Below are 23,993 nucleotides of genomic sequence, written 5' to 3'. Positions count from 1 at the left end.
GGCACGGGATTTATGTTTAGCGGGCGTTGCCTGCTGCCAGGATGCTCTGTTTAACATCACGGCTGACAGCGTTGAGCATATCGCCGACTTCCGCCATGGCCTCTTCGCTGACTTCGCTGGTGTACCGATCAACACGCTTTCCACCGTAACCTCGGATCTGTTCTGGAGTAATGTCTGGTAAGGTGTGTACCCGGTCGAAGGCGTCCTGCAGGCGCGCTTTGATGCTGGGGTCGACGTTGGGCTGAATGGCCAGCGGCGGATATGGCAGAGGGGCGCTTTTGGCAATGATGCGAACATCTTTGGCGTCAATAGCACCGGCATTCAGGGCTTTCTCGTAAGAATCGAAAGAGGCTCCACCAATATCCACCAATCCCTGTGCAAGGGCGGACAGCACATTGGCATGGCTGCCGGCCATGGTGACGCTCGCGGTATCGCGGGCCGGATCAATGCCCTCGCGCAGCATCATGGCGACAGGAATGTTAAAGCTGGAGGTGGAGTTGATATCGCCGAGGGCGAGTTTTTTGCCGCGGGCATCCTGCAGCGTTTCGATGCCGCTATCTGTCCGGGCGAAGATGCCGGAATAGTAAACGGACTGACCTTTGCTGACCGCCATGGCGAGTAGATCGGCGCAACCAAGTGCACGGGCCTGCAGATAACTGACCGGACCAAACCAGGCGATGTCTGCAGACCCGTTACACATGGCTTCAACAACGGCGCCATAGCTCTGGCCGACCCTGAGATCAAAGTTCAGCCCGGTAGCGTTGGCGACCGCGTTGAAGATGGGCTGGAAATCCTTTCGGGTGCCATCTTCAGTGCCGCCATCAGCGGGAACAAGAACAACGCGCAATGGCCGATCCGCAGAGCCGTCATTGACGGAGGCAAGTGCCTGGCCCGAGGCGACAACCATTACCATCGCGCAGGCCATAGCGACCATGGATTTGAGTCTGGTGTGCAGTTTCCGATACATTAGTGTAGCTCCCGTAGGGTGTGGTTCAGGAATAAGACCGTTGGCAGACAGTCATGGGTTTATGCACAGTTGGATCCGGTCTGCGCGAAACCGGGTAATAACGTATTCGAGCGGGGTCAGATCCTGCTCATGCACGTTGGTACTCTTTACCCGCAGCACGGCCTGGGTTCTGGGCATTGCCAGTAGCCCTGCGTCATCGCCCTGCGGGAGCATCGCCGTCACCAGACTCTGCACACGTTTGAGCGAGCATCCATAGTGCTCTGCCAGGAAGTCGTGCAGCGACCCACCCTCGTATTGGTCACGCACCTTTGGAAAACGCTCTTCCGGCAGGAAATGCGAAATCACACAGAATGGTGTGCCGTCCACAGTCCGAAGACTCTCAATCCAGATCACTGGTGAACCCACCTCAATGGCCAGGCGCTCCGCTACCCGTTCGCTGGCTGGTAGCACCTGTTTGCGCACCACCCGCCCGCCGGTCGCTGCGCCCCTGGCGCTGAGATTCTCGGTAAAGCGAGTGTCTGAACGCAGTGGGTAATCTATCTGGTTGTTGATCACGAAGACCCCGCGACCGTGGCGTCGCTCGAGCAGGCCATCCGTGACTAGAACATCAATCGCGCGTCTGAGGGTGTGGCGGTTGACCCCAAAGCGGTCGGCCATTTCGTTTTCCGAGGGCAGCATGTCGCCGGGCGCATACTGGTTGAGAACGTCCCGCTCCAGGTGCTGGGCAATCTGACGGTAGAGAGCATGGCCGGTTTCGCGTTGCAGGTTGTAGAGGCTCATAGACATATCTATACAAGTTGATTTGTCTACGACCTTAGGGGTTATTTGTGACAGTACCGTTATGGTTTTATGAAGACCGGATAATCCTTCCCCTGGACACAGGTCTCTGATGAGAGCTCATCAGCACCTGTATCAGGGCGGCACCGAGGGTGGACTCTCATGGCCAGTGCATCGCAGATAAAGGCACCACAGACGGGACACCAGATGGCCTCGGTCGTTGTTGTCAGCCTGGCGGTGTAACAATATTCAATGCCTTGGGTCCTAATAAGAGGTCCATAGACTGAAGTGTAATTTTGTCGTCTTTTATTTCAGGAGCCTCCAATGATTAGCGTTTTGCGAAGCCTCTTCGGTGATCGCCCCAGCAATTCCAGGTCTGCAGACTCTGAAACGGTTTACATGCCAGGATTAACGTTGTACTACACGCCTACCTGTCCATTTTGCGCCAAGGTCCAGTGGGCTCTGGTAAAAAATGACCTTGTCATCGAAAAGAAGAATCTTCTGGGCAGCTCCGACGCACGGGACGAGCTGATCCAGGGCGGTGGGAAACCGACGGTTCCCTGCCTCAAAATTGAATCGAATGGCGAAGATCGTTGGCTGTATGAGTCCGACGATATTGTTGCGTACCTTGAGAAGAAGGCGCGGGAAGAAGCACTTAGGTGACCTCTGTAAAAATTACCCGGTCAGGCCGATGGTCGTCGCCGTGGTGCCTGTCAATTGCCACCGACTTCAGCAATTCGCTTACTGTCATAAAGCCAGTGCAAGCCAAGGCTGGCGGCATCGGCAACCCAGCCACCGGCAAGGGCCGCAACCACAAAGGATCTCCTGCTGTTGGGCTCAATGTGGGGCATGGGAACTCCTCGGCGGTCAGTTTCAGAATTTGAGGTCGATAAAATTACTTTTCGCCCGGCGAAGAAGCTCCTTCTCCGTTATCCGGTCTTTCACAACACTTTCCTCCCACCGTTGCAGGCCATCCTGGTCAGGGGAACGATGGAACAGCAAAAGCTGACCATCAACAATCTTGAAGTTGGTCGGATCGACTGTTTCAACACGCCCCTTCGCCAGGTTATACGGGCAACTGCGCGGAAACGTGGGCGCATATTCCCCAGGGGCTGCGTCAAATGTCTTTTTCTGCTCCGCACTTGTAAACCAATACACGTTTCCTTTGTGGATGCTCCGATGCTTTTTGAGCCCCATTTCCGGGTGGCCTTTTTCATGGTAGGAAACCGGGCTAAAGCCCTCAAGCGCAGGCTGTCCGTGCTCCGTAAGCCCATGTTCTGAAGCATGGGTTGTTAAAGCCGTAATACAAAGCAATGTGAGCAGGGTGGCGGAGCAGATCCGCCTGCTTATTCTGATCATGGAACCTCTCCAACGACAGAGTCTCGGGAAGTAATTCTACGAAGTGAAAGGTATTCACCTGATGGGGTGAGCGCTCTTCTAGCTCTGACATTGCGCTGCCTTCCCGAGCTAATTCTCTTGTTTCACGATTAAAAGACACTGCCTCTGACTGGTTGTTACAGGTGACCGTCTGCAATCAAATAATAAACAGGGTCGGCGCAATGCGCTGTAACGCGATGGGCCCCGGCGGTGTCTCTTTTATATTTGCCGCCTGCCGAATCGTGATGGAGTGGCGGCTCGATCTGACTAACTGGAGGACGCTATCTTGCCGAATACCAAGCGCTCGATGCCTTTTCTGCTATTGTCTCTGGGAGTGCTTCCGGCGACAGCTGCGGAGACCATTCGATTCGAGCTTTCCAACGACATCATTCTCAGTTCGGATAACCAGTTCACCAATGGCACCTCGGTTGTGTTCTCATCACTCTTGGTGAAGTCGCTGGGTGAAACGAAAGGAACGCCAGCATTTGGTCGATCCCTGGTGAGCGTGTTTAACGCGGCATCAAAAGAGGCTTCAAGGGTTTCGAAAGTCCCGGGTTCATCACCAGAAACTGCCCACGGATAGGGTGGGTAGACCTGGGCATTCACCAGAACGACCAGCACATGCTCAACCTTGCCCAGAGTCTCCGGGCCAAAGGCTCCTGCCATCTTCTCAACATCGCCCAGATGGGCGACGGGGCTCATCATTGAGCCGCGAACTCCGATGTTGTCGGTAATGCCGCCGTCTGCAAGATTAAGGAACGGCATCGCCTCATGATCAAGGTACCGGGATAGCCCCTCGGCAACCGCAAACTTCCGAGACAGCAGCTCACGGTCTTGCAGGGCCTGGTTGATCCATGGTTTGGTTTTGTCATGACATTCCGGATAATTTCGAAGCCGCAGAGGCGCAAACGCCGGAGGCACCATGGATGATGCCATGACGGCGCGGGTGCCGCCTCCCGAAAACGCCAGAACGATAAACAACCTGTCATCGTTGTCGGGCAACCGGGATTCAAAGTCGTAGGCGGGTTCCAGGGAAGTCTCGCCCAGTTGAGTATTAAGCGTTGCCATTGAGCAACCGCTGATTGCAAGAGCCATTAGTGCCAGCGCACAGAGGCCTGCTGGTATGCTCCTGGTGTTCGGGTGACTACGATAGGTCATTCTGTTGCCTTCGGTGTAACAATCCCGGCCCTGGATGAGTCAATGAACAATAGATCAATTTCAAGGCCAGGGAAAAACGTAATGACAAGATCCAGAGTCGAGTTCACGAATGCCCAAGGCGAAAGACTTGCCGGCTTGCTGGAGTTACCAAGTCAGTCGAAGACACGGGCAATGGCGCTATTCGCCCACTGCTTTACCTGCGGAAAGGACATTGCAGCGGCGTCCCGCATTGGCCGGGCTCTGGCAAAACACGGCATTGGCGTATTACGGTTTGACTTTACCGGGCTGGGCAACAGTGACGGCGATTTCGGCAATACCAGTTTTTCATCCAATATCGAGGATTTGCTGGCTGCCGGCCAATTTCTCGAAGAGCACCATGAAGCACCCCGAATGATTATCGGCCATAGCCTTGGAGGTGCCGCGGTATTGGCGGCCGCCCAGCGCATGCCGTTCGTGGAAGCCGTTGCCACTATAGGTGCGCCGGCCACGGCCAATCACGTTCAGCACCTGTTTGACAGCAAGGCCGGTGAGATTCGTGAACGTGGTGAAGCTGAAGTCTCACTGGCTGGCCGCAAGTTCAATGTGAAGTCGCAGATGCTGGATGATCTGGTTAAGTGGAATAGCCCGGACCACATTGGTAACCTGCGAAAAGCACTGATTATTTTCCATTCGCCGGTCGATCAGGTGGTGGACATCAGTGAAGCTGCCACCATCTATCAGGCCGCGAAACACCCCAAGAGTTTTATCTCTCTGGATAAGGCGGATCATTTGCTGACCAGTGCAGTGGACGCCGAGTATGTGGCGGATACACTGGTGGCCTGGTCGAGTCGGTATCTATAGCCGGACGGGACACTAGTCAGGTATTTGCCGAGCCAGAGCGCTGGCAAGCTCTTGCAGTGTGCGCGAGCGTTCCAGTCCCCCCAGGAATCGCTGCGGGATGCCGTCAAGGCCCACCTGGGCACCCACCAGCGCTCCGACCAGCATGGCCCGTGACTGGTTCTGGCCACCGCCATTGATGGCATGCAGGACCGCCTGTTCAAAATCATCGTTGAATGTCGCCGCCAGATAATAGGCCGCCGGTAGCTGGTGATAGAAGGCGCACGGCATGCCAAAGAGGCGGGACACCTTCCAGGCGGGTTCTATGCGGGTGCCCGGATCGGCGGCCATGCCGGCAATATCGGAGGCAACATACAGGGCGTCTCTCACATTATGGCGCCTTGCTCTCAGCGGCAACTCCGGATGATCCGGCGCCGGCTTTCGGGTGGTGACCGGCTCAAACGCCAGCGCATCATCTGCAAGCCACTGAAGAGGTTGCTGTGAGATGCGCTCATCCAGAGGTTCTCCCTGGACCAGCCTGGCCAGAATGCAACCAAAACCAACGCCCACCGAGAGCATGGTCTCGCTGCTTTGGGTCAGAGCGGTGTTATTGGCTATGGCCTGGGACATCCTGGCAGGCTCCGCAGCGTAGCGTACGGCAATGGCCAGGGTTCGTTCCATGGCTTCGGTGGTATCGGCAGCACCGCCGATATCGTGCCAGGGGCGTTTTTCAGCGACACGGCGTTTCCAGGCATGGCGGATGGACTCACTGGTGTAATGGCCAGGTCCGCTGTGGGGCTGTCCGTCCAGCAGGGGGAAAAGCTCCCGATCCATACGCTGGCAGAAATCCGCTTCATCATAACCTTGGCGTTCAACCAGCGAGCGCAGCATAAGCTCCAGTATGAAGCCTGACTGGCTGTTCTGGCCTGCCTCCAGGCCGTGATGGAACCGTCCCGGTTGCGGTGTGGCGTAGTCATCAATCCAGTTGCCGTAGGTGCGGTGAAGCTGTTTCAGGTCGTAATACCAGTGGGGGCCGACGCCGAGGGCTTCGCCGATGAATGCGCCCATGAGGGCGCCCACGGCTCTGTCATTTGGTGTCCCGGTCATTGTCAGACCTCCGTCATCGGTGAGGCAGAATCTCCTTGCAGCGAGCGAATAATCGGGCACTGCTGTCGATTATCACTGCACCGACACCGCTCAACCAAAGTATCGAGAGCGGATTCCATTTGCCTCAAGCTGGCGATTTTTCGGCGCACGTCGTCCAACTTGTACTCCGCCAGAGCCCGAGCTTCATCGCAACGGGTGCCGTCTTCCAGTTTCAGCAGTTCGGAAATCTCATCCAGGCTGAACCCCAGCCACTGGGCCGAGCGGATAAAGTGTAGCCGGGCCAGCGCGTTCTGATCGTATCGACGAATGCCCCCGTAGGGCTTTTCCGGAACCGCCACTAACCCTCGCCGCTGGTAATAGCGAATGGTCTCGACATTCATGTCTGCGGCGCCTGCCAAGCCACCGATGGTCATTGTCTGTTTATCTGCGAGGGTCATGGCTCTTGACTCCGTAGTCGACTACGGAATTAACCTTCTCACAGGTAAAAATGAAATCACAGAGGCCGGGAGGTGAGATCTTGAGGAACCCCAGAATGCTGCTGCGAACCAGCCTGATCGGCACCGTGGTTGTTGCGCTGTGTTGCTTTACACCCATTTTGGTGGTGCTGCTCGGTGCCCTCGGCCTGGCGGCGCTCACCGGTTACCTGGATTACGTGCTTTTGCCGGCTCTGGTGTTCTTTATCGGGCTGACGGTCTACGCCTTCTGGAGAAAAAAGAAATATGAGGCCTGCTGCAAGAGTCCTTCCAATAAGGAGTCAATATTGTGAATCAGCCCAATACTCCGCACATTGCAGTGATCGGGAGCGGTGGCGCGGCTATGGCGGCGGCCCTGAAAGCGGCTGAAAACGGCGCTCGTGTCACCCTGATTGAGCGCGGCACCCTTGGTGGTACCTGCGTGAACATCGGCTGTGTGCCGTCAAAAATCATGATCCGTGCAGCCCACATAGCCCATCAACGCCGCCAGAGCCCGTTTGATGAGGGGGTAAGTTCCCAGGAGCCGGTGGTCGATCGGCCGGCTCTGGTTGCGCAACAGCAAGCCCGCGTAGCGGAGCTGCGTAACGCCAAGTACGAAAGTATCCTGCAGGACATTCCGGCCGTCACTGTGCTGCACGGACAGGCCCGCTTCGTCGATGCCAACCACCTGACCGTGGTCCTGAGCGATGGCGGTGAGCAGACCGTCCACTTTGACCGTGCCTTCATCGGCACGGGTGCCCATCCTTCGCAGCCGCCGATACCGGGGCTGGTAGACACTCCGTACCTCACCTCGACCAGCGCACTGGTTCTGGATAGCGTGCCCGACCGGTTGGTGGTCATCGGGGCGGGTTTCGTCGCACTGGAACTGGCCCAGGCCTTCGCACGGTTCGGCAGTCAAGTCACGATTCTGGCTCGCAGCCGGCTGCTGTCTGGGGAAGACCCGGCCATTGGCGAAGCCTTGGAAGAAGCTTTCAATCGTGAGGGCATTGAGGTGCAGAAAAAGGCACATATGAGCCGGGTGAATTACAGCCATGAGGAGTTTGTGCTGGAAACCAGTGCAGGAATCCTGCGCGCTGACCAGTTGCTGGTGGCTACCGGGCGCACGCCGAACACGGAGGCGCTGAACCTGGAGGGCGTTGGCGTGGAAACCCTCAATGGCGCCGTTCAGGTAGATAAATATCTGCGAACCACGATCCCTGGCATCTACGCGGCCGGTGACTGTACCGATCAGCCCGAATTTGTCTATGTTGCTGCGGCAGGAGGCAACCGCGCCGCCATCAACATGACCGGCGGTGAGGCCACTCTGGATCTCAGCGCCATGCCGGCGGTGATCTTTACCGATCCCCAGGTGGCTACCGTTGGCCTGAGTGAACGAGAGGCACGGCTTGCGGGTTACGACGTGGATACCCGGTTGTTGGGCCTGGACAATGTGCCCCGGGCGCTGGTGAATTTCGAAACCCACGGATTCATCAAAATGGTGGCCGAGAAGGAATCAGGCCGGTTGCTCGGCGTGCAGGCGGTCACCGCTGAGGCCGGCGAGCTGATCCAGACTGCGGTGATGGCGATCCGGGCCAGGATGACCGTGCAGGAAATTGGCGACGAGCTGTTTCCGTATCTGACTATGGCGGAAGGGCTAAAGCTTTGCGCTCAAACGTTCACCAAAGACGTAAATCAGTTGTCTTGTTGCGCATCGTGAGGGAGGCATATCGAGCATTCGAGCCCCAAATTACCCACACATTGGTGACACTATGCCCGCCAGGATGGAAAGCTCACCCATAACACAGAATGGAAGTTCGGGTCTCTACTATGAGTCATAGGGTGCAGAGTTTCCATGATCGAAACCTTGATTGTTTTGACCATTGCAGGGTTCATTGGCTATACCGCCCAGATAACCGGCCTGCGCATGGTTCGCGGCGTATCGGACTGGATGCGGGGCCGGCGCTTGCGCTTGACGGCCATTGTCATGGCGGGGTTCTGGATTTACCTGTTCACGCCGCTGATTGCGTATTACGACCGCCCGTTTATGAACGTCTATGCGTTTCACTGGACCATCCCCCTGGGTGGACTGATCTTCGGGGTTGGCGCAGCCACTAATGGCGCCTGCTCGATTTCCACGGCAACCCGATTAGCCAGTGGCGACCTGCGCATGCTGCTGACCGTGATCGGGTGGTTGGCGGGTTGGGTTAGGCTCTGGCCCTCGGCGGCAACGATTACCAGTTGCTGCTGGCTTTGCCGGCGTTGTCAATGGGCCGGGGTGTCAGCCCTCTCCGGCATGCTGGCGGGCATCTGGCTGGGCGTAAAGCTGCTGGCGAAGTTGACCAACGACCCTGGAGTCGCACAGTAACCGGTACCGTTCATGGTTCTGGGACTGTAACAATCGCGGGTTTTGTGTGTTTATGTGGGTCGGACAGAACGGATTGCAGCAGCCTGTTACGTTCTTTATTTCAACAAGCATGACACCGAGGAGGTGCAACATGGGCAAAACCTACCAGTCAATTGTGATCAAGGCGTCAGCGGACAAGGTCTGGGAAACGCTCAGAAATTTTCATGACATGAGCTGGGCCCCTGAGATTGTGACCAGTGTTGACGTGGTTGGCAACAAGAAAGGTGACCAACCCGGGGCGGGGCGCGTACTGAACGAGGCGTTTCACGAGACGCTCAAAACACTGGACGATGACAACCGGCAACTCAGTTACAGCATTGACGATGGTCCTTCGCCGGTTTCAGCAAGTGAGGTAAGCAATTACGAGGGCCATGTGCGGGTTCGCCCGGTAACCGAGAGCAACGAGGGTACCTTCGTGGAGTGGTACTCGCACTGGCAGGGCAAGGACAAGGAAGCGGCTGAGTTCTGCCATGGTATCTATGCGGGTTTGTTAGGGCAGCTAAAGAAAACGCTGGAGCAATAACCAGCGTTACTCGGATTCTGTCAAAGCGGCTGCAGGGCGGGGCAATCTAACCCTGGGGAAAGCGTCGGAAGTTTTAGTTTCACCAGGGCTCGGAGAAAGGCCGGGCGTCAATCTCAAATGTCCAGGCAGAGCGAGGCTGCTGGTGCAGCTGCCAGTAAATTTCCGCCAGGTCGTCCGGCTCGATGATGCCGTCCTTTCCCTTGCTGGCGTATAGATCCGGCAGATATTCGGCCGTCGCCTCATTGCGAATGAGGCCATCAACAACAATGTGGGCAACATGGATGCCCTGCGGGCCCAACTCCCTCGCCATGCTCTGGGCAAGGGCCCGGAGGGCATGCTTTCCGCCGGAAAATGCAGAAAATCCGGCGGCTCCTCGCAAACTGGCGGAGGCACCGGTAAACAGGATGGTTCCCCCCTTGCGGGCCAGCATTTTGCCGGCAACTTCACGCCCCACCAGGAATCCGGCCAGAGCGCACATTTCCCAGACTTTCCGGTAAACCCGTGTACTGGTATCGCAGAGGTTGAACCGGACATTGCCGCCTACATTAAAAATCGCGACCTGGATGGGCCCAAGATGTGATTCCACGGCGTTAACCATTTCAGTCACCTGGCCTTCATCACGGGCATCGGAGTGAAAAGCTGTCGCGCTCGACCCCAGGGCATTGATCTCCTTACAAAGTGCACTGAGATCGCCACGTCTCCGGGTAACTGCCAGGTGGTAGCCTTCCCGCGCGAATCGCCGGGCGATTGCCGAGCCGAGGTGATCTCCGGCGCCGACGACCAGAGCAATGGGTTTGTCGATGGCTGCCATTGGGTATCACTCTCTGTTTGCGAATGTTGTATGGACATGTTCTCAGGTATTTCACTAAAACCGCAATGGCGAGCAAGAGCACCCTGACCTGGTAACTTCAGTAACATTTGCCCTGTTGTGGTGTCCTGACTACCAGGAAAGGGGCTCGGGGTACTCATGTTTCCAGTCGTAATCGCATTGACCATTGCTGCAGTGATTGGCTACACCGCTCAGGTCACCGGCTTGTGTATGGTCCGTGGTGTCAGCGACTGGCTCAGGGGCCGGCGCCTGCGCCTGACGGCTATTCTCATGGCCGGATTCTGGATCTATCTGTTCACCCCCCTGATAGACTATACCAACCAGTCCTTTCTGGCGGTTTACCCCTTTCAGTGGTCGATCCCTCTCGGCGGTTTTGTATTCGGTCTTGGCGCGGCCATTAACGGCGCCTGTTCGATTTCCACCGCTACGCGTCTTTCCAGCGGCGATCTGCGAATGGTATTGACCATGCTTGGGTGGCTGGCCGGATGGGTCTTGCTGATCATGGCGGACGTTGAACCGGATCTGCGCAGAACAAGCTACCAGCTCGGGCTTCTGCCCTGGTTTGCGGTGGGCGCCCTGGTGCTGGCGTCGATACTGGTTTACTGGAAGTTTCGTTATCGCTGGCGGATGTGGAGCGGAATCATGCTGGTGGGCATTTCTGCAGGCTGTCTGTTCTTGTATGAGCCAGCCTGGTCACCCAGTGACTTTGTGCGGGATGCAGGGCTGAATCTGATGGCAGGCACCTCGGCGCCTCCATCGTTTTCCCGGGCGCTGATTCTAGTTGCCATGTTGCTGGGCATGACGGCAGGCGCCTGGCGTTTCGGGCGTTTCCGGTGGGTGCTGCCGGCTGCCGGCGAAACCGGCAAACACCTCGGCAGTGGTACCTTGATGGGGATCGGATCGGCGCTTGCGCTTGGGGGAAATGATTTCCAGTTGTTGCTGGCCCTACCCGCACTGTCCCTGGCCAGCCTGTCTGCACTGGCAGGTATGCTGGCGGGGATCTGGCTTGGCATTCGAAAACCCTGGAATGATCGCGGGCGCCTGTCCTGGCGCAGTTAAAGAATGCCGCCGTGGATCCAAAACATGCCTTTGGAAGTTGGCGTGCCTTGGGGCTCAAAAACGCTACTTCGGCAGTCCAAGGATGTAACAAGTGAGCTTTTATCTTGTCTGGGTTCGAAGTCAACGCGGTGCAAGTTGCGATGGAACTTCTGAAATCAAAAGGGAAATGTCAAGGTGATGTTTACTTCTGGACGATGCTCAACAGTGACTCGATTGGCAGGTGCGGTTATAACAGCCAGTCTGATACTCGCCGGATGTGGGAATAATGAAGTCACAGGCAAGGTGACTTTGTCGGGCTCCAGCACTGTCGCCCCCCTGGCTCAGGTAATTGGCCAGCGGTTCGAGTCGGAGAATCCTGGAATGGAAATAGATGTCCAGACCGGCGGTTCCTCCAGGGGAGTCAACGACGCCACCAAGGGCCTCGTCGATATCGGGATGGCGTCCAGGGCGCTCACACCCGAAGAGCAGGAAAATCTCTCACCGCACACCATTGCCTGGGACGGAATTGCGCCGATCGTGCATCGGGACAACCCGTTGACAGAGTTGTCGGATAGCCAGATTCGCGGCATCTATACCGGCGAGATCAGCAACTGGAGCTCACTGGGTGGCCCTGATGCGGAGATAGTGGTTGTGAACAAGGCAGAGGGACGCTCTACACTTGAGCTGTTTCTCCACTATTTTGATCTGAAAAATTCCGAAATTTCAGCGGATGTGGTGATCGGTGACAACCAGCAAGGCATCAAGACCGTTGCCGGAAATCCTCATGCAATTGGCTATGTATCCATAGGTACCGCAGAATTCGAGGCGTCCAACGGCACGCCTGTCCGGTTGCTGCCGATGGGCGGAGTGGAGGCCAGCACTGCCAATGTCCGTTCAGGGCGGTTTCCGCTTTCAAGGCCGTTGAACCTCTTGACAGGGCTGGAGCCGAGCCAGGCTTCTCAGCGTTTTCTGGACTATGCCCGTTCAGAGCATGTGGCAGATCTTGTGAAGGGCCAGTTCTTTGTGCCCATTGATTATTCTTCTGTTGAACACTGAATGGCGATGATCTTACAACGTTTCAGGGCGGCGCGGGCCAAAGATCTGTTTGTGCAGTCAGCGGTGCTGCTATTTGCCGGGGTCGCCGCCATCATTGTTGTTATCATTGGTGTATACCTCTTTCTCGAAAGTGCACCACTGTTGACTGGTACTGGCATTCCGGGGTTTTTTCTCGATCGGCGATGGTATCCCCTTGAAGGTGAATTCGGTATGGCAGCGATGCTGGCGGGAACACTTTCGGTAACCGCCCTTGCCATGCTTCTGGCCGCTCCGGTGGGAATTGCGGCGGCTGTGTTCATGCGCTATTACGCACCGCCGGCTTTTGCGAGCTTCTATCGCCGGCTGCTGGAGTTACTATCCGGAATACCGTCGGTTGTTTTCGGTTTCTGGGGGTTGATTGTTCTGGTGCCGTTGATTGCAAAGCTTGACGGCCCCGGCGCGAGCGTACTCGCAGGTGGGCTGGTTCTGGGTCTGATGATATTGCCACTGGTGTCCCTGTCGACCGATAGCAGCCTGGCGCAGGTGCCCCGGAGCCATTGGCTCGCCGGTACGGCCCTTGGCCTTGGACGATGGGCCATTGTCCGGAAAGTTATGATTCCGTCTGCGGCGTCCGGAATCCTGGCGGGCATGGTTCTGCAAACCGGGCGGGCTCTGGGCGAGACCATGGCAGTGTTGATGGTGACTGGCAATGTGGTTCAGTTGCCTGCCAGTGTTTTTGAGCCGGTACGGGCGCTGACCTCCAACATTGCGCTGGAAATGGCCTACGCAACCGGCGATCACCGCACCGCACTGTTTGTCAGTGGGCTGATATTGCTTGTCATGACAGCAGGCCTGGTGGCGGTCGCTGCCGTTATTCAACGGAGACTGAAGCGCTATGGTTAAGACTGTCAGCTCTAACAGTGACGGCCTGGTCAGCCTGGTGCTATGGGGGCTTTTCAGCCTGGTGACCGTGGTTTCGCTGTGGATGCTCGGGGACATCCTGCTGCTGGGCCTGGACCACCTGAGTCTGGATTTTGTGATCGGAGAACCCGCAGATGCCGGCCGCAATGGCGGCATTGCACCGCTGATTGTGTCCACGCTGCTGGTGCTGGCCGTTTGCATGGCTGTGGTAATACCGGTGGGGCTGGCGACAGCACTTGCGATCACCGAATTCCTTGCACCGGAGGGGCGTTGGCAGGCCACATTGTTGCGCAGCCTGGATTTGCTGAGCGCAGTTCCGTCCATTGTTTTTGGTCTGTTCGGCTACGCATTTTTTGCCATACAGCTGGGGCTGGGGTTTTCAATCCTCTCCGGGGGGCTGGCGCTGGCATGCATGGCGTTGCCGCTGTTCGTCCGGATCACCGCCAGTGCTCTGGCAATGGTGCCCCACAGCTACCGCCAGGCGGCGGATGCGCTGGCGATCAGCCGAGTTTCCTGGTGCGCGCGCATTCTGCTGCCCCAGTCCAGCTCTGGCATTGCTGCAGCTACGATACTGAGCATCGGCCGGTCACTGGCGGAGACAGCGGTTCTGATTTTTACTGCCGGTTATGTCATGCGAATGCCGGACTCCCTCATGGACTCTGGCCGTACCCTGGCCGTTCATATCTACGATCTGTCCATGAATGTCTCCGGGGGTGACCCGGCTGCGGGTGCAACGTCTCTTGTGCTGGTTGTCATTCTGGTCGTTCTGAATCTGATTACCCGTAAAGTACTTCCGGACCGGACTTTTTAGGAGGTGAGTGTGAAAACGAGTGCAGCCGAAGCCCAGTTCGGGCGAGAGGCGCGACTGCAAGCTCCGCCCGGGGTTCGTGTGGAGAACCTGACCGTTCGTTTCGGGCAGAAAACTGCTGTTGCAGACGCAGACCTGACCGTGAAATCCGGGCAGATTCTCGCCATGGTAGGCCCGTCCGGGTGTGGAAAAAGCACGTTGCTGGCATCCATCAACGGTATAACGGACCTGGTTCCCGGTGTGGTTATCAGCGGGCAACGCTTGGTGGGCAATCGGCCGATAGACACTATGTCTTCGGGCATCCTGCGCCGAAGGGTTGGCATGCTGTTCCAGAAGCCGAATCCGTTTCCCATGTCTATCATTGAAAATCTTGAATTTCCGCTGCGCGAGCATGGGGTTAGAGGGCGCGGTCAACGCCGTGAGCAGGCCCGGGACGCCCTGGCGCAGGTTGGTTTGTGGGGGGAAGTAAAAGACCGGCTAAAAGATCCGGCTCTGACCCTTTCCGGGGGCCAGCAGCAGCGTCTTTGCCTTGCCAGAGCGCTGGTTCTGGAGCCCGATGTGCTGCTACTTGACGAACCCTGCAGCGCCCTGGACCCGATTGCGTCAGCGAAAGTGGAAGCCTGTATCGACAGCCTGAGAGGCGGTTACACCGTTGTTATCGTTACACACAATCTGGCCCAGGCTCGCAGGATAGCCGACGAGATGGTGGTATTCTGGGTTGAGCATGACGTTGGCCGCATCATCGAGGCGGGGCCGACTGAACGCCTTTTCACGGCCCCTGTACATCCGACAACCCGCGCTTACTGTAAGGGACTTGCCGGCTGAATGGAACGCGATGAGTACAGCTATGGGCATAATCGATTGGAGATACGAAATGACCTATGAAGATGTGAAAGAATACTACGGAAAGGTGCTGCAGAAATCCGAGGATTTGCAGACCAATGCCTGTTGCACCGGCGCCGATATGCCGGACTTCCTTAAGCCGATAATGAGCAAACTGCACGATGAGGTGGTCACCCGTTATTATGGTTGCGGGCTGGTGCTGCCGGAGCAGCTGGAAGGCGCGCGCATTCTGGACCTTGGCAGTGGTTCCGGGCGTGATGTTTATGCGCTGTCCGCTCTGGTCGGGAAAACCGGAGAAGTCGTTGGCGTCGATATGACGGAGGAGCAACTGGAGGTTGCGCGCCGGCATGTGGACTACCATGCCGATGTCTTTGGCTACAAACGCCCCAACGTCCGGTTTCTGAAAGGGTATATAGAGCGCCTGGATGAACTCGATCTGGAGCCCGGTACTTTTGACCTGATTATTTCGAACTGTGTGATCAACCTCAGCCCGGATAAGGCCGCGGTGCTGCGGGAAGCTCATCGTCTACTCAAGCCCGGTGGGGAGATGTACTTTTCTGACGTTTACGCGGACAGACGGATTCCCCGGGAGCTGGCTCAGGACGCTGTTCTCTACGGGGAGTGCCTGGGCGGGGCTCTTTATTGGAATGACTTTGAGAATCTGGCGAGGTCGGCAGGATTTGCGGATCCACGACTGGTCACTGACAGTCCGATAACCATTAACAACCGTGCCCAGTCGGAAAAAGTCGGCCCCATCCGTTTTTTCTCAGCGACTTATCGCCTGTTCAAACTGAGTGATCTGGAGCCCGCCTGCGAGGACTATGGCCAGGCTGTCGTTTATCGCGGAACGATTCCACATCACCCGAATAGTTTCCGGCTGGACAAGCATCACGATATTCCCCGTGGCAAGGTGTTCCCGGTTTGTGGAAATACCCTGCAAATGCTCCGTGACACGCGTTTTCGGGAACACTTTGACTATATCGGTGGCGGCGAAACCCACTATGGTATTTTCGACGGCTGTGGTAAGACTCTGCCATTTGAATCCGGTTCCCTGGCAGAAGGTGCAGTCACATCTTCAGGGGGGTGCTGCTGATGACGTTGGAAACGGTGGCTGATCAGGATCGGAAAACAAAAGTCCTTTTCCTGTGCACGGGCAATTCTTGTCGCTCCCAGATGGCTGAAGGTCTGCTGAGAGCAGAGTATGGTGACAAGTTCGAAGCGTTCAGTGCAGGGACTCGGCCGGTAGCAGTGAACCCTCGGGCAATCCAGGTTATGTCGGAAGCCGGGTTGGATATTTCGAGTCACCGGTCGCAGGCGCTTAGTGACTTTTACGGTGAGGATATGGACCTGGTGGTCAGTGTCTGTGATGCCGCCAGCGCTGTCTGCCCGGACTTTCCGGGCAGTAAACGCCTGCATTGGAGTCTGCCGGACCCCGCCGAAGCATCAGGCACCGAGGCGGAGATTATCGAGGCGTTCCGAAAAGTGCGGGATGATATCCGCTCACGCATCCGGATGAGTCTGGCTGCTGGCTAGAGAGTAGCGCAGGGGCTAGAGCCCGTTGCGCTCTATCCACTGTGCGATGGCCTGGCCTATTGCCTTGGGCTGGTCCTCCTGAATGTAGTGAAGCCCTTTTCCCGCAAACGCGGTTTCCAGGTTCGGCAGCCTTTCCCGATACCAGTCCACGGCGGGTGCGGGAATCAGCAGACCGGGGTCTGCGTGAACCAGAAGCTTTGGCAGATCCGTCTGCTGGAGCCAGTCCATGTAAGCCGTCTGCTTCCGGTAGATGGCTGCCGGTTCCTTGCCGATACACAGGTTCTGCGGGAACTTGCACAGTATCCGCCGGGATTCCCGGTCCGTCCACGGGGCGCGATAGGCATCCATCTCATGGGGTTCAAGTTGTCTGCAGATCATTGCGGGCAGTATGCCTTCGACGAACTGGTTCTCATCCATCATCATGCGCTCGGCGTTGGCCTGTGAAGCACGCAGGGTCTGGAAAAATTGCCGGGTCTGGGGGTCAAACGCCTCATAGCCCGGAATCGGTGTCAGCATCGCTTCCATAAATGCCAGGCCCTTGATGCGCTCGGGGTGGCGGTGGGCGTAGTGGAAGCCGAAAAACGAACCCCAGTCATGACTGACGATGGTGATGCGGTCCAGCCCCAGCGCCTTGATAAAGCCGTCCAGGTAACGGATGTGGTCGTCTATGTCGTAGGGAATATCAGGCTTGTCAGACATCCCGTAGCCGATCAGGTCCACGGCAATCAGGCGGCCCTTGTCCTCGAGTTCGGATAGCACATTTCGCCATAGGTACGACCAGGTGGGCTGCCCGTGGAGGAAGAGTATCGGGTCGCCACTGCCGTGTTCCACGTAGTGCATGCGCGAACCTAATACCTCCCCGAATTGTGAGGGGTAAGGGAAATCTTCCGGCTTCTGAATCGTCATAATTCCTGCTCCTGAAATTGTTGAGCCTGTCGGCGGCTCCGGGCTTTTGGTGAATTGAACAAGGACAAAAATATTATTGTCAGGTGCCGTAACAAAAGGCCCTTTCCCGCGTCTATGGGACAGGTGACAAATAACGGCACGCGAGTTATCTCAATTACTTCGTTGAAACTGTGTGACCTCTGCATCGTTGGTCGGGTCGCAAACCCCTTGGGTGGAGCTGGTCTCCACCCTTTTTTTGATCTCTTCCTCGATAACCCATAGCCGGTCCTGGCCCCAACAGCTTGTCTCGCCGTAGCGGAAGCTGGGAACCCCCCAAAGACCGCACTCATACATGGCCTGACGGTTGTCTTCCGCCCAGTCGCGCCAGCTTTCATTGTTTAAAAGGGCTGTGGCCTTCTGCCAGTCTAGACCTGCGCGCTCTACAATCAGTTTCAGACCGATGTCGGTCTCCGAACGGATCCCCTCGGCATTGACTGCCCGGGCGTAGCTGCGCATGTAGTCGATCTCCCGATCCTGCGAGCGGGCGTAGTCAAACAGCGCATAACAACGCTCGACACCGGGGCCCAGGGGATCGGCGACAAAGCCGTAGGGTATGCCGAGCTTGTTGGCTTCCCTCTTGGTGTCATGAAAGATGTACCATTTTTTCGCATCGGGCACGGACTGCCCGCGCATCAGCATCGGCAGAACCGGCCGAAGCCGGAGCGGTATATTCCAGGCGTTGGCGAGTTGGACGGCACGTTCCAGACCAAGATAGGAATAGGGGCTGCGGATCGAGAAAAACACCTCCAGAGGAGTCGCGGCGGCCGGGTGGTTGGCAGGGAGCACGGTGGCGTTAATGGCCAGATCCGCCCAGGTGCGGGTGAAGAGGATGGCATTGGCAGAATTTCGTTTTAGCCCCTGCCTGATGAGGCTTCGCTCCAGGTGGTCCAGCCGATCCACGCCCCAGAACCAGTCGCCCAGGTACCAGACCATACTTCCCTGGTAATGCCCGAGCCGGCGGAGTATCGCTTCATTTTCCGATAAAGTCCCTTCATCTGGCCGGTCATCTGTTGCTGCACCGGTGGTTGAACCCCAGAGCTTCTCAAACACGCTCAGGGCGGCCGACAGCGCATCCGGAGTCTTTTCGGCAACCAGCAGGCGCGCGGACGCCGAGATCAGTTCAGTCTCTGAGGGTGGCGTTGCCCGGTCGGGCGGCGTGAAGCCATAGAGGTTTGCGAGCCTCGTGGCGTCTTGCTGGGCCCAGGTGCGCCAGAGTGCCGGTTCCGGAAACATGTCAGCGTCCAGCCGCCACACCGTGTGAAGGCGGAAACGCACGCGGTAGTGTTCCTGGAGCTGGGTAAGTGCCTGCAACAGCGGCAGGCCGAAAGGGTCACGGGGATTTATAAACACCAGCGCCAGATCCTGCTCGCCCCGGAGTTTTGCACGCGCGCTGCGGGTGGCATATTGCAGGGAATATCTGCCTGAACTGGACAGGGCGCGGGCGAACCAGGGCATGAGGTCCGCTTTTTCGGGACGGCGCATGGCAATTCCTCGTTGTTATTGGTGAAGCTGGAGCCAGCGGGCAAGCCGTGAATCCGGATGGCGGCTGAGGGACCAGGGTAGCCATACCATCACGGCCAGGATAGCCAGTGCAGCGACTACCGTCAGCACCGGATTCAGTTTGAACGTGTTGCCCAGCCCGGCAAATACCAGCGTCATTGGCAACATGCCGATTGCCGTTGCAACGGCAAAACGCCAGGTACGGATGGCGGTGACCCCCGCGGCATAACTGATCAGGGCAAAAGAAAAAAGTGGTATCAGACGGGTTAACAGGATGGCAATGGTCAGAAAGCGCTGTGAGCCATCCCGGGCCAGCACGGGGTTGTCCGGAAAGCGTCTGCAGATGGCTTCCCGGCCCAGGAACCGGGCAATCCAGAAGGCCACGAGGGCGCCGATAACGGCACCGGTGGCGGCAATGGCGGTTCCCGGCAGAACGCCAAAGGCAAGTCCGGCCGTCGCGCTGACCGGGAGGGTGGGAATCGGGCCTACCACGACTGCGATCAGCATCAGCAGCATTAACAGTACCGGGCCGGCCGCGCCCTGGCTCTGCAGCCAGGTCGCGAGCGCATCCGGTGAAAGGTTCGGCGGCATTCCCAGAATCTGCAGCAGCCACCAGGCACCCGCGAGCGCCCCGATTACCACAAGAGCAACCGCAATTTTTGATCTCATCAAACAGCCTTATCTATTGCCAGCGATCGGCCCTTGCCAGCCGCCAGTCTTCAGCCCAGTCTGCCGGTGCGCAGTCTTTGTGCAACAAACAACCGGGTTCGATACCGGGGTAGAGCTGTGCATAGTTCATCACCAGGCTTGGATTAACCCGCCGGTTCAGATGGCGTGGTTGCAGGTCCTCGAGGCGGTCAATGCCAAGGATGCCAAGCAGCTCCGCCAGGGCCTCCACAGAGGAGTGCTGATAGTTTGCCACCCGAACGCCTTTATCGGTTACGTCCAGCTGTTTATAGCGGGCCGGATTGGTGGTTGCGACGCCAGTCGGACATTTATCGGTGTTACAGCTGCGGGATTGTATGCAACCCAGAGCCATCATCATACCTCTTGCCGAATTGACGGTATCGGCACCAAGCACCATCAGGCGCAGCATATGGAATGCTGAAAACGACTTGCCCGAGGCGATGAGGCGCACCTGATCACGAACGCCAATGCCTTTGAGGGCATTATGCACAAACTGCAGCCCGTCCCTGAGCGGCATGCCGACCGAATTGGTCAGCTCCACCGGCGCGGCCCCGGTGCCACCCTCGCCGCCATCGACAGTGATGAAGTCAGGGAGCCGGCCGGTCTCCAGCATCGCCTTGCAGACGCCGAGGAATTCCTGACGGTTGCCGGGACAGAGTTTGAAGCCCACCGGCTTGCCACCGGACAGCGCTCTCAGTTTGGCCACGAAAGTTACCAGCTCGGTCGGGCTTGAGAATGCCGAGTGGCCTGGGGGCGACAGTACATCCTGGCCCATGGGTACTTTCCGGATGTCAGCAATTTCCCGGGTCAGTTTGGATGCTGGTAACACACCGCCATGCCCGGGCTTGGCGCCCTGGGAAAGCTTGATTTCGATCATCTTTACCGAATCCCGTCCGGCCTCCCTGGCAAATAACTCCGGGTCGAAATTGCCTTGCTCATCGCGGCACCCGAAATAGCCGGTACCAATTTGCCACACCAGATCGCCGCCGTATTTCAGGTGCCACTCACTGATGCCGCCTTCACCGGTGTTGTGAAAAAAGTTACCAAGTCTGGCGCCCCGGTTCAGGGCCATGATGGCATTGCGGCTGAGCGCACCATAGCTCATGGCGGAGATGTTCAGTGGAGCCGCGTCGTAGGGCTGGGCACATCTGCCCTCGCCGAAACGGATGCGCAGGTCGGTCGGCAGGCAGTGTTTCGGTGCTACGGAATGATTGAGCCACTCGTAGCCATCCCGGTAGACGTCAAAGATCGTCCCGAATGCGCGGGTGTCGTTGTCTTTCTTGGCTCGTTGGTAGATCAGGCTGCGGAACTCACGGTTCACCGGGGCGCCATCGAGGTCGGACTCCACAAAATACTGCTGCAGCTCTCTGCGCACCGACTCAAAAAGATATCGGAAGTGCCCGATCACCGGATAAATGCGCAGAAGCGTGTGTTTGTTTTGCAGAAGATCATAGGTGCCAAGAGCCAACAGGGGCCCGGCGATGAGCCAGAGCCATTGGCTGGATGGCCACTGGAGGGTCGCCAGAGAGATTGCAATGATGGCTGCCAGGCCTGAAAGGATGAAGGCATGTCGAAAAACCATGGTTGTATTCCTGACTTGTTGGGAGGTTATTCGTTGTTTGATCCGGTGAGCCAAGGACACCCTCGAGGCCGCGTTGTTACAGAAGCAACCACCCCCCCCACTGCCCAAAGGTGAAACAGATCGGGCGAAAGAATTTCGAAACGTGATGTAACAGTTGTAAATCTCATGTGTCGGTATCCGTGAAACGCAAGAAATCAATGCCCTGACGACGACGGGCAAGGGACAACCGGAACGGAGAGCGCGACAAGATGACTCGGCAGGATCGTCAGTATTGGATGGGTGGCAACAGGTCCTATGAACAGGATCGTTTTTTCGAGGAATCTCTCGATAAATCCCTGTGGCAAAAGGCAGAAGGCCCTGAAAACTGGGATGCCTGCTGGTACACCGGTATGCCGGACCCGGAATTTTTCAGCCAGGTGGGCCCGGAGCGGAAAATTAATCACATCCCCGGCAACAATGCCCTCACGGTGAAAAGCCGCCTTTACCGCAGCCTGATGGATTTGCGCGACCGCGTTGAGCGGCAGGAAAAGGGTGGCAAACATCTCACTGACCGCCTGGCATTCGTGCCCAAAGTGTTCTCGATGCCCGAGGATTACCACGCGTTCCAGCAGACCGCGCTGGACAATCCAGACAAGCGCTGGTTGCTGAAGCCGAAGAATGCCGCCCGCGGCAAGGGGATTCAGCTGGTGGGTGATCCGGCCGACGTGCCCATGGAATCCTCCTGGATGGTGCAGGAGTACCTGGAAAATCCCCACACCATGCACGGTCGCAAATACGTTCTGCGGCTGTATGTGCTGGTTTCTTCCGTCTCTCCCTTTCGCGTTTACCTGTATCACCAGGGTTTTGCCAAGCTGGCATCCATGCCTTACGACGAGGAAAACGCGAATAACCCCTACAGCTATCTCACCAATCCGGATGTGAACGCGCTGAATCTGGATGCCGACGTGCCCGTGGAATTCGTGGATTTCGAACGTTACCGGGCCTGGCTCCGGGAACAGGGCCACGATGATGAAGCCCTGTTTGCCAAAATCGAGGACATGGTTGCCCTCACCTGTCTGGCTGCCCTGGAGCCCATGCGAGAGCGTTCCCGGGTGATCGGTGCCGATACCCGTGGCTGCTATGAACTGATGGGCATTGATTGCCTGATCGATGCTGACATCAAGCCCTGGATCCTCGAGTGCAACCTCAGCCCTTCCCTGGAGGTCTGTGCCGGCCCGGAAAGTGGCGGTGATATCGAGGAACGTATCAAAGGATCCATTGTTGCTGACATGGTCGAAATGCTCGGCCTGAACCGGTCACCGAACAAGGAGCAGCGTGGTTCTGTTGTCGAGCAACTGGTTCGTGAGACCCAGACGGAACTGGCCAGCAGTGGCGGGTTCCGGAATCTGATACCGGGGGCGAACCCGTCGGAATACCTGCCATTCATGGCCTTGCCGAGGTTGTCGGATTGGGTCGTCGCCCAGGCGCTCTCTGACCGGCCCCTCAAGCAACCCCGCCTCGAACGCTGGGTGGCAGAGGAAACCTTCAGCGAAGACCAGGTTTACCTCTATGACACCCGCCTGGGCCACCTGAGCAGCCTGAACGAGACCGCGTCGCTGATCTGGTTGATGGCCACCGAGGGCGCCGGGCCGGATGACATTGCCTCGGCGCTGGTGGAGTCTGCCTTGAAAAGCATGCCCTCTGCCCCGGATGCCTGGGCTATCCGGAACGATGTCTGGAATACCCTGGCGGACTGGGTGAACAACCGGTTTCTGATCCAGTCAGAACAAACCACCTCAAACTCTGCCCCGGTAGAGGCTCAGCCACCCGTGCCGGAAACCTCGGCAATGATGTCGATGGCGTTGTCTTGTGGTCGTTTCCGGGCGCGGTTCTACACCGACAGTGCCCCCCTGGTTAATCGGATTGAACACTTGTTCGAGCCGATGGCTGTTCATGATGAGGCGGGTAAAGACTCCTTGCCCAGATTGGAAATTGTTCGGGATATCCCGGGTTTTACTCTGATTCTTGATGGTCAGGTGGTCCATTCCCGGCTGCCGCTCTCCGGCGTTGCCCAAGCGCTGGCCGATTGCCTGGCTGCCCATGCGGCTAAACACCATGACATTGCAGTGGACGCCGGACTGGTCTCCCGGCAGGACTCGGATCACCCCCTGTTTATGATCAGCCATTGCCGGCTGGATCTCAGAGATACCCTGACGCTGGCCCTGGCCGACCGCTGGCAGGGCGGCTATGGCCGGGGAGCAATACTGAACGCCGCGGAGGACTGTCAGGTTGAGAGTCTAAGTCTGCCGCTGCTGCATCGGGCTGAGGGTGAAGGTTTTGAGGTTGCTAAGGCGGCCACAAGCCAACACTCAGGCTTGGTACGAGCGCTGCTGGTGCCGACGGAAGAGTCTCTCTCCGAGGCGAACGGTATCCAGAGCCTTGCGGTTAATGAAGCCCTGACCCACCTGATTGCCAGTTGCTGTGCCCAGGGTGGCGTGCCTCTGGATGCCCATGGTTTCAGCCGTTTGTCGGGTTGGCTGGAGGGCTGCGAGCGATATCTGGTGGACATGAACAATCTGGAGGCCGCCGCAGAGGCGCTCTCCGCGCGGAATTCCGACAAGGTGCCGCAACGACTGTCCGGGAGCCGGTGAGCGCATGCGAACGTCGGTTCCGGGATTTGGAAGAGCCGGGCTTGTTGTCCGGTCAACGCGT

At 57.5% G+C, this 23,993-nt stretch carries 26 protein-coding genes; 14 read left to right on the top strand and 12 right to left on the bottom strand.

What is annotated here, in order from left to right:
• Positions 1–16: 16 nt before the first annotated feature.
• Both ABIE59_RS09565 and phnF read right to left on the bottom strand, forming a co-directional pair.
• On the bottom strand, positions 17–967 hold the full coding sequence (locus ABIE59_RS09565; protein ID WP_354446366.1) for a phosphate/phosphite/phosphonate ABC transporter substrate-binding protein: 951 nt from the start codon (positions 965–967) through the stop codon (positions 17–19).
• Positions 968–1,018: 51 nt separating this feature from the next.
• Positions 1,019–1,747: a phosphonate metabolism transcriptional regulator PhnF gene (phnF, locus tag ABIE59_RS09560; protein ID WP_354446364.1), complete on the bottom strand. Its 729-nt coding sequence runs from the start codon at positions 1,745–1,747 to the stop codon at positions 1,019–1,021.
• Positions 1,748–2,068: 321 nt separating this feature from the next.
• Here phnF and ABIE59_RS09555 point away from each other — a divergent pair, with 321 nt between their 5' ends.
• Entirely contained in the window at positions 2,069–2,407 is a 339-nt protein-coding gene (locus ABIE59_RS09555) for a glutaredoxin family protein (RefSeq protein WP_354446362.1), read from the top strand.
• Positions 2,408–2,457: 50 nt separating this feature from the next.
• Here the strand turns inward: ABIE59_RS09555 and ABIE59_RS09550 are convergent, their stop codons facing one another.
• The 3 genes from ABIE59_RS09550 to ABIE59_RS09540 all read right to left on the bottom strand — a co-directional run bounded on the left by ABIE59_RS09550 (position 2,458) and on the right by ABIE59_RS09540 (position 4,189).
• Entirely contained in the window at positions 2,458–2,595 is a 138-nt protein-coding gene (locus ABIE59_RS09550) for a hypothetical protein (protein ID WP_354446360.1), read from the bottom strand.
• A 22-nt stretch (positions 2,596–2,617) separates the two neighbouring features.
• On the bottom strand, positions 2,618–3,103 hold the full coding sequence (locus tag ABIE59_RS09545; protein ID WP_354446358.1) for a YHS domain-containing (seleno)protein: 486 nt from the start codon (positions 3,101–3,103) through the stop codon (positions 2,618–2,620).
• 285 nt (positions 3,104–3,388) lie between these two features.
• Entirely contained in the window at positions 3,389–4,189 is an 801-nt protein-coding gene (locus tag ABIE59_RS09540; RefSeq protein WP_354446356.1) for a hypothetical protein, read from the bottom strand.
• Positions 4,190–4,360: 171 nt separating this feature from the next.
• On the opposite strand from ABIE59_RS09540, the gene ABIE59_RS09535 reads away from it, so the two are divergent.
• Positions 4,361–5,119 carry an alpha/beta hydrolase family protein gene (locus tag ABIE59_RS09535; RefSeq protein WP_354446354.1) on the top strand — a complete coding sequence of 253 codons (759 nt, stop codon included), beginning with the start codon at positions 4,361–4,363 and terminating at the stop codon, positions 5,117–5,119.
• 12 nt (positions 5,120–5,131) lie between these two features.
• On the opposite strand, the gene ABIE59_RS09530 is transcribed toward ABIE59_RS09535, so the two are convergent.
• The gene (locus tag ABIE59_RS09530; RefSeq protein WP_354446352.1) at positions 5,132–6,202 is read right to left on the bottom strand and encodes an ADP-ribosylglycohydrolase family protein; all 1,071 of its coding nucleotides are present in this window, start codon (positions 6,200–6,202) and stop codon (positions 5,132–5,134) included.
• Between the two features lie 2 nt (positions 6,203–6,204).
• Positions 6,205–6,639, bottom strand: coding sequence for a mercury resistance transcriptional regulator MerR (gene merR, locus ABIE59_RS09525; RefSeq protein WP_354446350.1), 435 nt, complete (start codon positions 6,637–6,639; stop codon positions 6,205–6,207).
• Positions 6,640–6,719: 80 nt separating this feature from the next.
• On the opposite strand from merR, the gene merF reads away from it, so the two are divergent.
• From merF to ABIE59_RS09505, 4 genes are all read left to right on the top strand, one after another.
• On the top strand, positions 6,720–6,968 hold the full coding sequence (merF, locus tag ABIE59_RS09520; RefSeq protein ID WP_031210424.1) for a mercury resistance system transport protein MerF: 249 nt from the start codon (positions 6,720–6,722) through the stop codon (positions 6,966–6,968).
• A gap of 50 nt (positions 6,969–7,018) precedes the next feature.
• Positions 7,019–8,371 carry a mercury(II) reductase gene (gene merA, locus ABIE59_RS09515; protein WP_502915345.1) on the top strand — a complete coding sequence of 451 codons (1,353 nt, stop codon included), beginning with the start codon at positions 7,019–7,021 and terminating at the stop codon, positions 8,369–8,371.
• A gap of 135 nt (positions 8,372–8,506) precedes the next feature.
• Positions 8,507–9,019 (top strand): YeeE/YedE thiosulfate transporter family protein, encoded by a 513-nt coding sequence (locus ABIE59_RS09510; RefSeq protein ID WP_354446346.1) that lies wholly within the window; start codon positions 8,507–8,509, stop codon positions 9,017–9,019.
• Between the two features lie 130 nt (positions 9,020–9,149).
• The gene (locus ABIE59_RS09505; protein ID WP_354446344.1) at positions 9,150–9,581 is read left to right on the top strand and encodes an SRPBCC family protein; all 432 of its coding nucleotides are present in this window, start codon (positions 9,150–9,152) and stop codon (positions 9,579–9,581) included.
• 79 nt (positions 9,582–9,660) lie between these two features.
• On the opposite strand, the gene ABIE59_RS09500 is transcribed toward ABIE59_RS09505, so the two are convergent.
• Positions 9,661–10,392 (bottom strand): SDR family NAD(P)-dependent oxidoreductase, encoded by a 732-nt coding sequence (locus ABIE59_RS09500; protein WP_354446342.1) that lies wholly within the window; start codon positions 10,390–10,392, stop codon positions 9,661–9,663.
• Positions 10,393–10,548: 156 nt separating this feature from the next.
• Here ABIE59_RS09500 and ABIE59_RS09495 point away from each other — a divergent pair, with 156 nt between their 5' ends.
• The 7 genes from ABIE59_RS09495 to ABIE59_RS09465 all read left to right on the top strand — a co-directional run bounded on the left by ABIE59_RS09495 (position 10,549) and on the right by ABIE59_RS09465 (position 16,588).
• Positions 10,549–11,469 carry a YeeE/YedE thiosulfate transporter family protein gene (locus tag ABIE59_RS09495; protein WP_354446340.1) on the top strand — a complete coding sequence of 307 codons (921 nt, stop codon included), beginning with the start codon at positions 10,549–10,551 and terminating at the stop codon, positions 11,467–11,469.
• A gap of 177 nt (positions 11,470–11,646) precedes the next feature.
• Complete coding sequence (locus tag ABIE59_RS09490; protein ID WP_354446562.1) at positions 11,647–12,504, top strand: phosphate ABC transporter substrate-binding protein; 858 nt, start codon at positions 11,647–11,649, stop codon at positions 12,502–12,504.
• Positions 12,505–13,386, top strand: a complete 882-nt coding sequence (gene pstC, locus ABIE59_RS09485) for a phosphate ABC transporter permease subunit PstC (protein WP_354446338.1) — start codon at positions 12,505–12,507, stop codon at positions 13,384–13,386.
• A complete protein-coding gene (gene pstA, locus ABIE59_RS09480) occupies positions 13,379–14,215 on the top strand; it encodes a phosphate ABC transporter permease PstA (RefSeq protein WP_354446336.1) in 837 nt (278 codons plus the stop codon). Before pstC ends, pstA begins: the two co-directional genes overlap by 8 nt.
• 9 nt (positions 14,216–14,224) lie before the next feature.
• The gene (locus tag ABIE59_RS09475) at positions 14,225–15,037 is read left to right on the top strand and encodes a phosphate ABC transporter ATP-binding protein (RefSeq protein WP_354446334.1); all 813 of its coding nucleotides are present in this window, start codon (positions 14,225–14,227) and stop codon (positions 15,035–15,037) included.
• A 49-nt stretch (positions 15,038–15,086) separates the two neighbouring features.
• Positions 15,087–16,148 (top strand): methyltransferase domain-containing protein, encoded by a 1,062-nt coding sequence (locus tag ABIE59_RS09470; RefSeq protein WP_354446332.1) that lies wholly within the window; start codon positions 15,087–15,089, stop codon positions 16,146–16,148.
• Complete coding sequence (locus ABIE59_RS09465; RefSeq protein ID WP_354446330.1) at positions 16,148–16,588, top strand: arsenate reductase ArsC; 441 nt, start codon at positions 16,148–16,150, stop codon at positions 16,586–16,588. Before ABIE59_RS09470 ends, ABIE59_RS09465 begins: the two co-directional genes overlap by 1 nt.
• 15 nt (positions 16,589–16,603) lie before the next feature.
• Here ABIE59_RS09465 and ABIE59_RS09460 read toward each other — a convergent pair whose 3' ends face one another.
• The 4 genes from ABIE59_RS09460 to ABIE59_RS09445 form a co-directional block, all read right to left on the bottom strand.
• Positions 16,604–17,494, bottom strand: coding sequence for a haloalkane dehalogenase (locus ABIE59_RS09460; protein ID WP_354446328.1), 891 nt, complete (start codon positions 17,492–17,494; stop codon positions 16,604–16,606).
• Between the two features lie 150 nt (positions 17,495–17,644).
• Complete coding sequence (locus ABIE59_RS09455; protein WP_354446326.1) at positions 17,645–19,015, bottom strand: DsbA family protein; 1,371 nt, start codon at positions 19,013–19,015, stop codon at positions 17,645–17,647.
• 15 nt (positions 19,016–19,030) lie between these two features.
• A complete protein-coding gene (locus ABIE59_RS09450; RefSeq protein ID WP_354446324.1) occupies positions 19,031–19,702 on the bottom strand; it encodes a TVP38/TMEM64 family protein in 672 nt (223 codons plus the stop codon).
• Positions 19,703–19,715: 13 nt separating this feature from the next.
• Complete coding sequence (locus tag ABIE59_RS09445; protein WP_354446322.1) at positions 19,716–21,302, bottom strand: FMN-binding glutamate synthase family protein; 1,587 nt, start codon at positions 21,300–21,302, stop codon at positions 19,716–19,718.
• A gap of 248 nt (positions 21,303–21,550) precedes the next feature.
• Here ABIE59_RS09445 and ABIE59_RS09440 point away from each other — a divergent pair, with 248 nt between their 5' ends.
• Entirely contained in the window at positions 21,551–23,932 is a 2,382-nt protein-coding gene (locus ABIE59_RS09440) for an amylase (RefSeq protein ID WP_354446320.1), read from the top strand.
• The last annotated feature ends 61 nt before the right edge of the window (positions 23,933–23,993 follow it).

It is taken from the genome of Marinobacter sp. MBR-99 (assembly GCF_040547575.1).
Classification (GTDB): domain Bacteria; phylum Pseudomonadota; class Gammaproteobacteria; order Pseudomonadales; family Oleiphilaceae; genus Marinobacter.
The sequence above is the reverse complement of the archived record's forward strand: the minus strand, read 5'-3'. Positions and strand labels throughout refer to the sequence as shown.

Excerpts from the sequence above, each read along its gene's own strand:
- ABIE59_RS09565 (WP_354446366.1), bottom strand. The coding sequence starts at position 967 with ATGTATCGGAAACTGCACACCAGACTCAAATCCATGGTCGCTATGGCC.
- phnF (WP_354446364.1), bottom strand. The coding sequence starts at position 1,747 with ATGAGCCTCTACAACCTGCAACGCGAAACCGGCCATGCTCTCTACCGT.
- ABIE59_RS09555 (WP_354446362.1), top strand. The coding sequence starts at position 2,069 with ATGATTAGCGTTTTGCGAAGCCTCTTCGGTGATCGCCCCAGCAATTCC.
- ABIE59_RS09550 (WP_354446360.1), bottom strand. The coding sequence starts at position 2,595 with ATGCCCCACATTGAGCCCAACAGCAGGAGATCCTTTGTGGTTGCGGCC.
- ABIE59_RS09545 (WP_354446358.1), bottom strand. The coding sequence starts at position 3,103 with ATGATCAGAATAAGCAGGCGGATCTGCTCCGCCACCCTGCTCACATTG.
- ABIE59_RS09540 (WP_354446356.1), bottom strand. The coding sequence starts at position 4,189 with ATGGCAACGCTTAATACTCAACTGGGCGAGACTTCCCTGGAACCCGCC.
- ABIE59_RS09535 (WP_354446354.1), top strand. The coding sequence starts at position 4,361 with ATGACAAGATCCAGAGTCGAGTTCACGAATGCCCAAGGCGAAAGACTT.
- ABIE59_RS09530 (WP_354446352.1), bottom strand. The coding sequence starts at position 6,202 with ATGACCGGGACACCAAATGACAGAGCCGTGGGCGCCCTCATGGGCGCA.
- merR (WP_354446350.1), bottom strand. The coding sequence starts at position 6,639 with ATGACCCTCGCAGATAAACAGACAATGACCATCGGTGGCTTGGCAGGC.
- merA (WP_502915345.1), top strand. The coding sequence starts at position 7,019 with ATGGCGGCGGCCCTGAAAGCGGCTGAAAACGGCGCTCGTGTCACCCTG.
- ABIE59_RS09510 (WP_354446346.1), top strand. The coding sequence starts at position 8,507 with ATGATCGAAACCTTGATTGTTTTGACCATTGCAGGGTTCATTGGCTAT.
- ABIE59_RS09505 (WP_354446344.1), top strand. The coding sequence starts at position 9,150 with ATGGGCAAAACCTACCAGTCAATTGTGATCAAGGCGTCAGCGGACAAG.
- ABIE59_RS09500 (WP_354446342.1), bottom strand. The coding sequence starts at position 10,392 with ATGGCAGCCATCGACAAACCCATTGCTCTGGTCGTCGGCGCCGGAGAT.
- ABIE59_RS09495 (WP_354446340.1), top strand. The coding sequence starts at position 10,549 with ATGTTTCCAGTCGTAATCGCATTGACCATTGCTGCAGTGATTGGCTAC.
- ABIE59_RS09490 (WP_354446562.1), top strand. The coding sequence starts at position 11,647 with ATGTTTACTTCTGGACGATGCTCAACAGTGACTCGATTGGCAGGTGCG.
- pstC (WP_354446338.1), top strand. The coding sequence starts at position 12,505 with ATGGCGATGATCTTACAACGTTTCAGGGCGGCGCGGGCCAAAGATCTG.
- pstA (WP_354446336.1), top strand. The coding sequence starts at position 13,379 with ATGGTTAAGACTGTCAGCTCTAACAGTGACGGCCTGGTCAGCCTGGTG.
- ABIE59_RS09470 (WP_354446332.1), top strand. The coding sequence starts at position 15,087 with ATGACCTATGAAGATGTGAAAGAATACTACGGAAAGGTGCTGCAGAAA.
- ABIE59_RS09465 (WP_354446330.1), top strand. The coding sequence starts at position 16,148 with ATGACGTTGGAAACGGTGGCTGATCAGGATCGGAAAACAAAAGTCCTT.
- ABIE59_RS09460 (WP_354446328.1), bottom strand. The coding sequence starts at position 17,494 with ATGACGATTCAGAAGCCGGAAGATTTCCCTTACCCCTCACAATTCGGG.
- ABIE59_RS09455 (WP_354446326.1), bottom strand. The coding sequence starts at position 19,015 with ATGCGCCGTCCCGAAAAAGCGGACCTCATGCCCTGGTTCGCCCGCGCC.
- ABIE59_RS09450 (WP_354446324.1), bottom strand. The coding sequence starts at position 19,702 with ATGAGATCAAAAATTGCGGTTGCTCTTGTGGTAATCGGGGCGCTCGCG.
- ABIE59_RS09445 (WP_354446322.1), bottom strand. The coding sequence starts at position 21,302 with ATGGTTTTTCGACATGCCTTCATCCTTTCAGGCCTGGCAGCCATCATT.
- ABIE59_RS09440 (WP_354446320.1), top strand. The coding sequence starts at position 21,551 with ATGACTCGGCAGGATCGTCAGTATTGGATGGGTGGCAACAGGTCCTAT.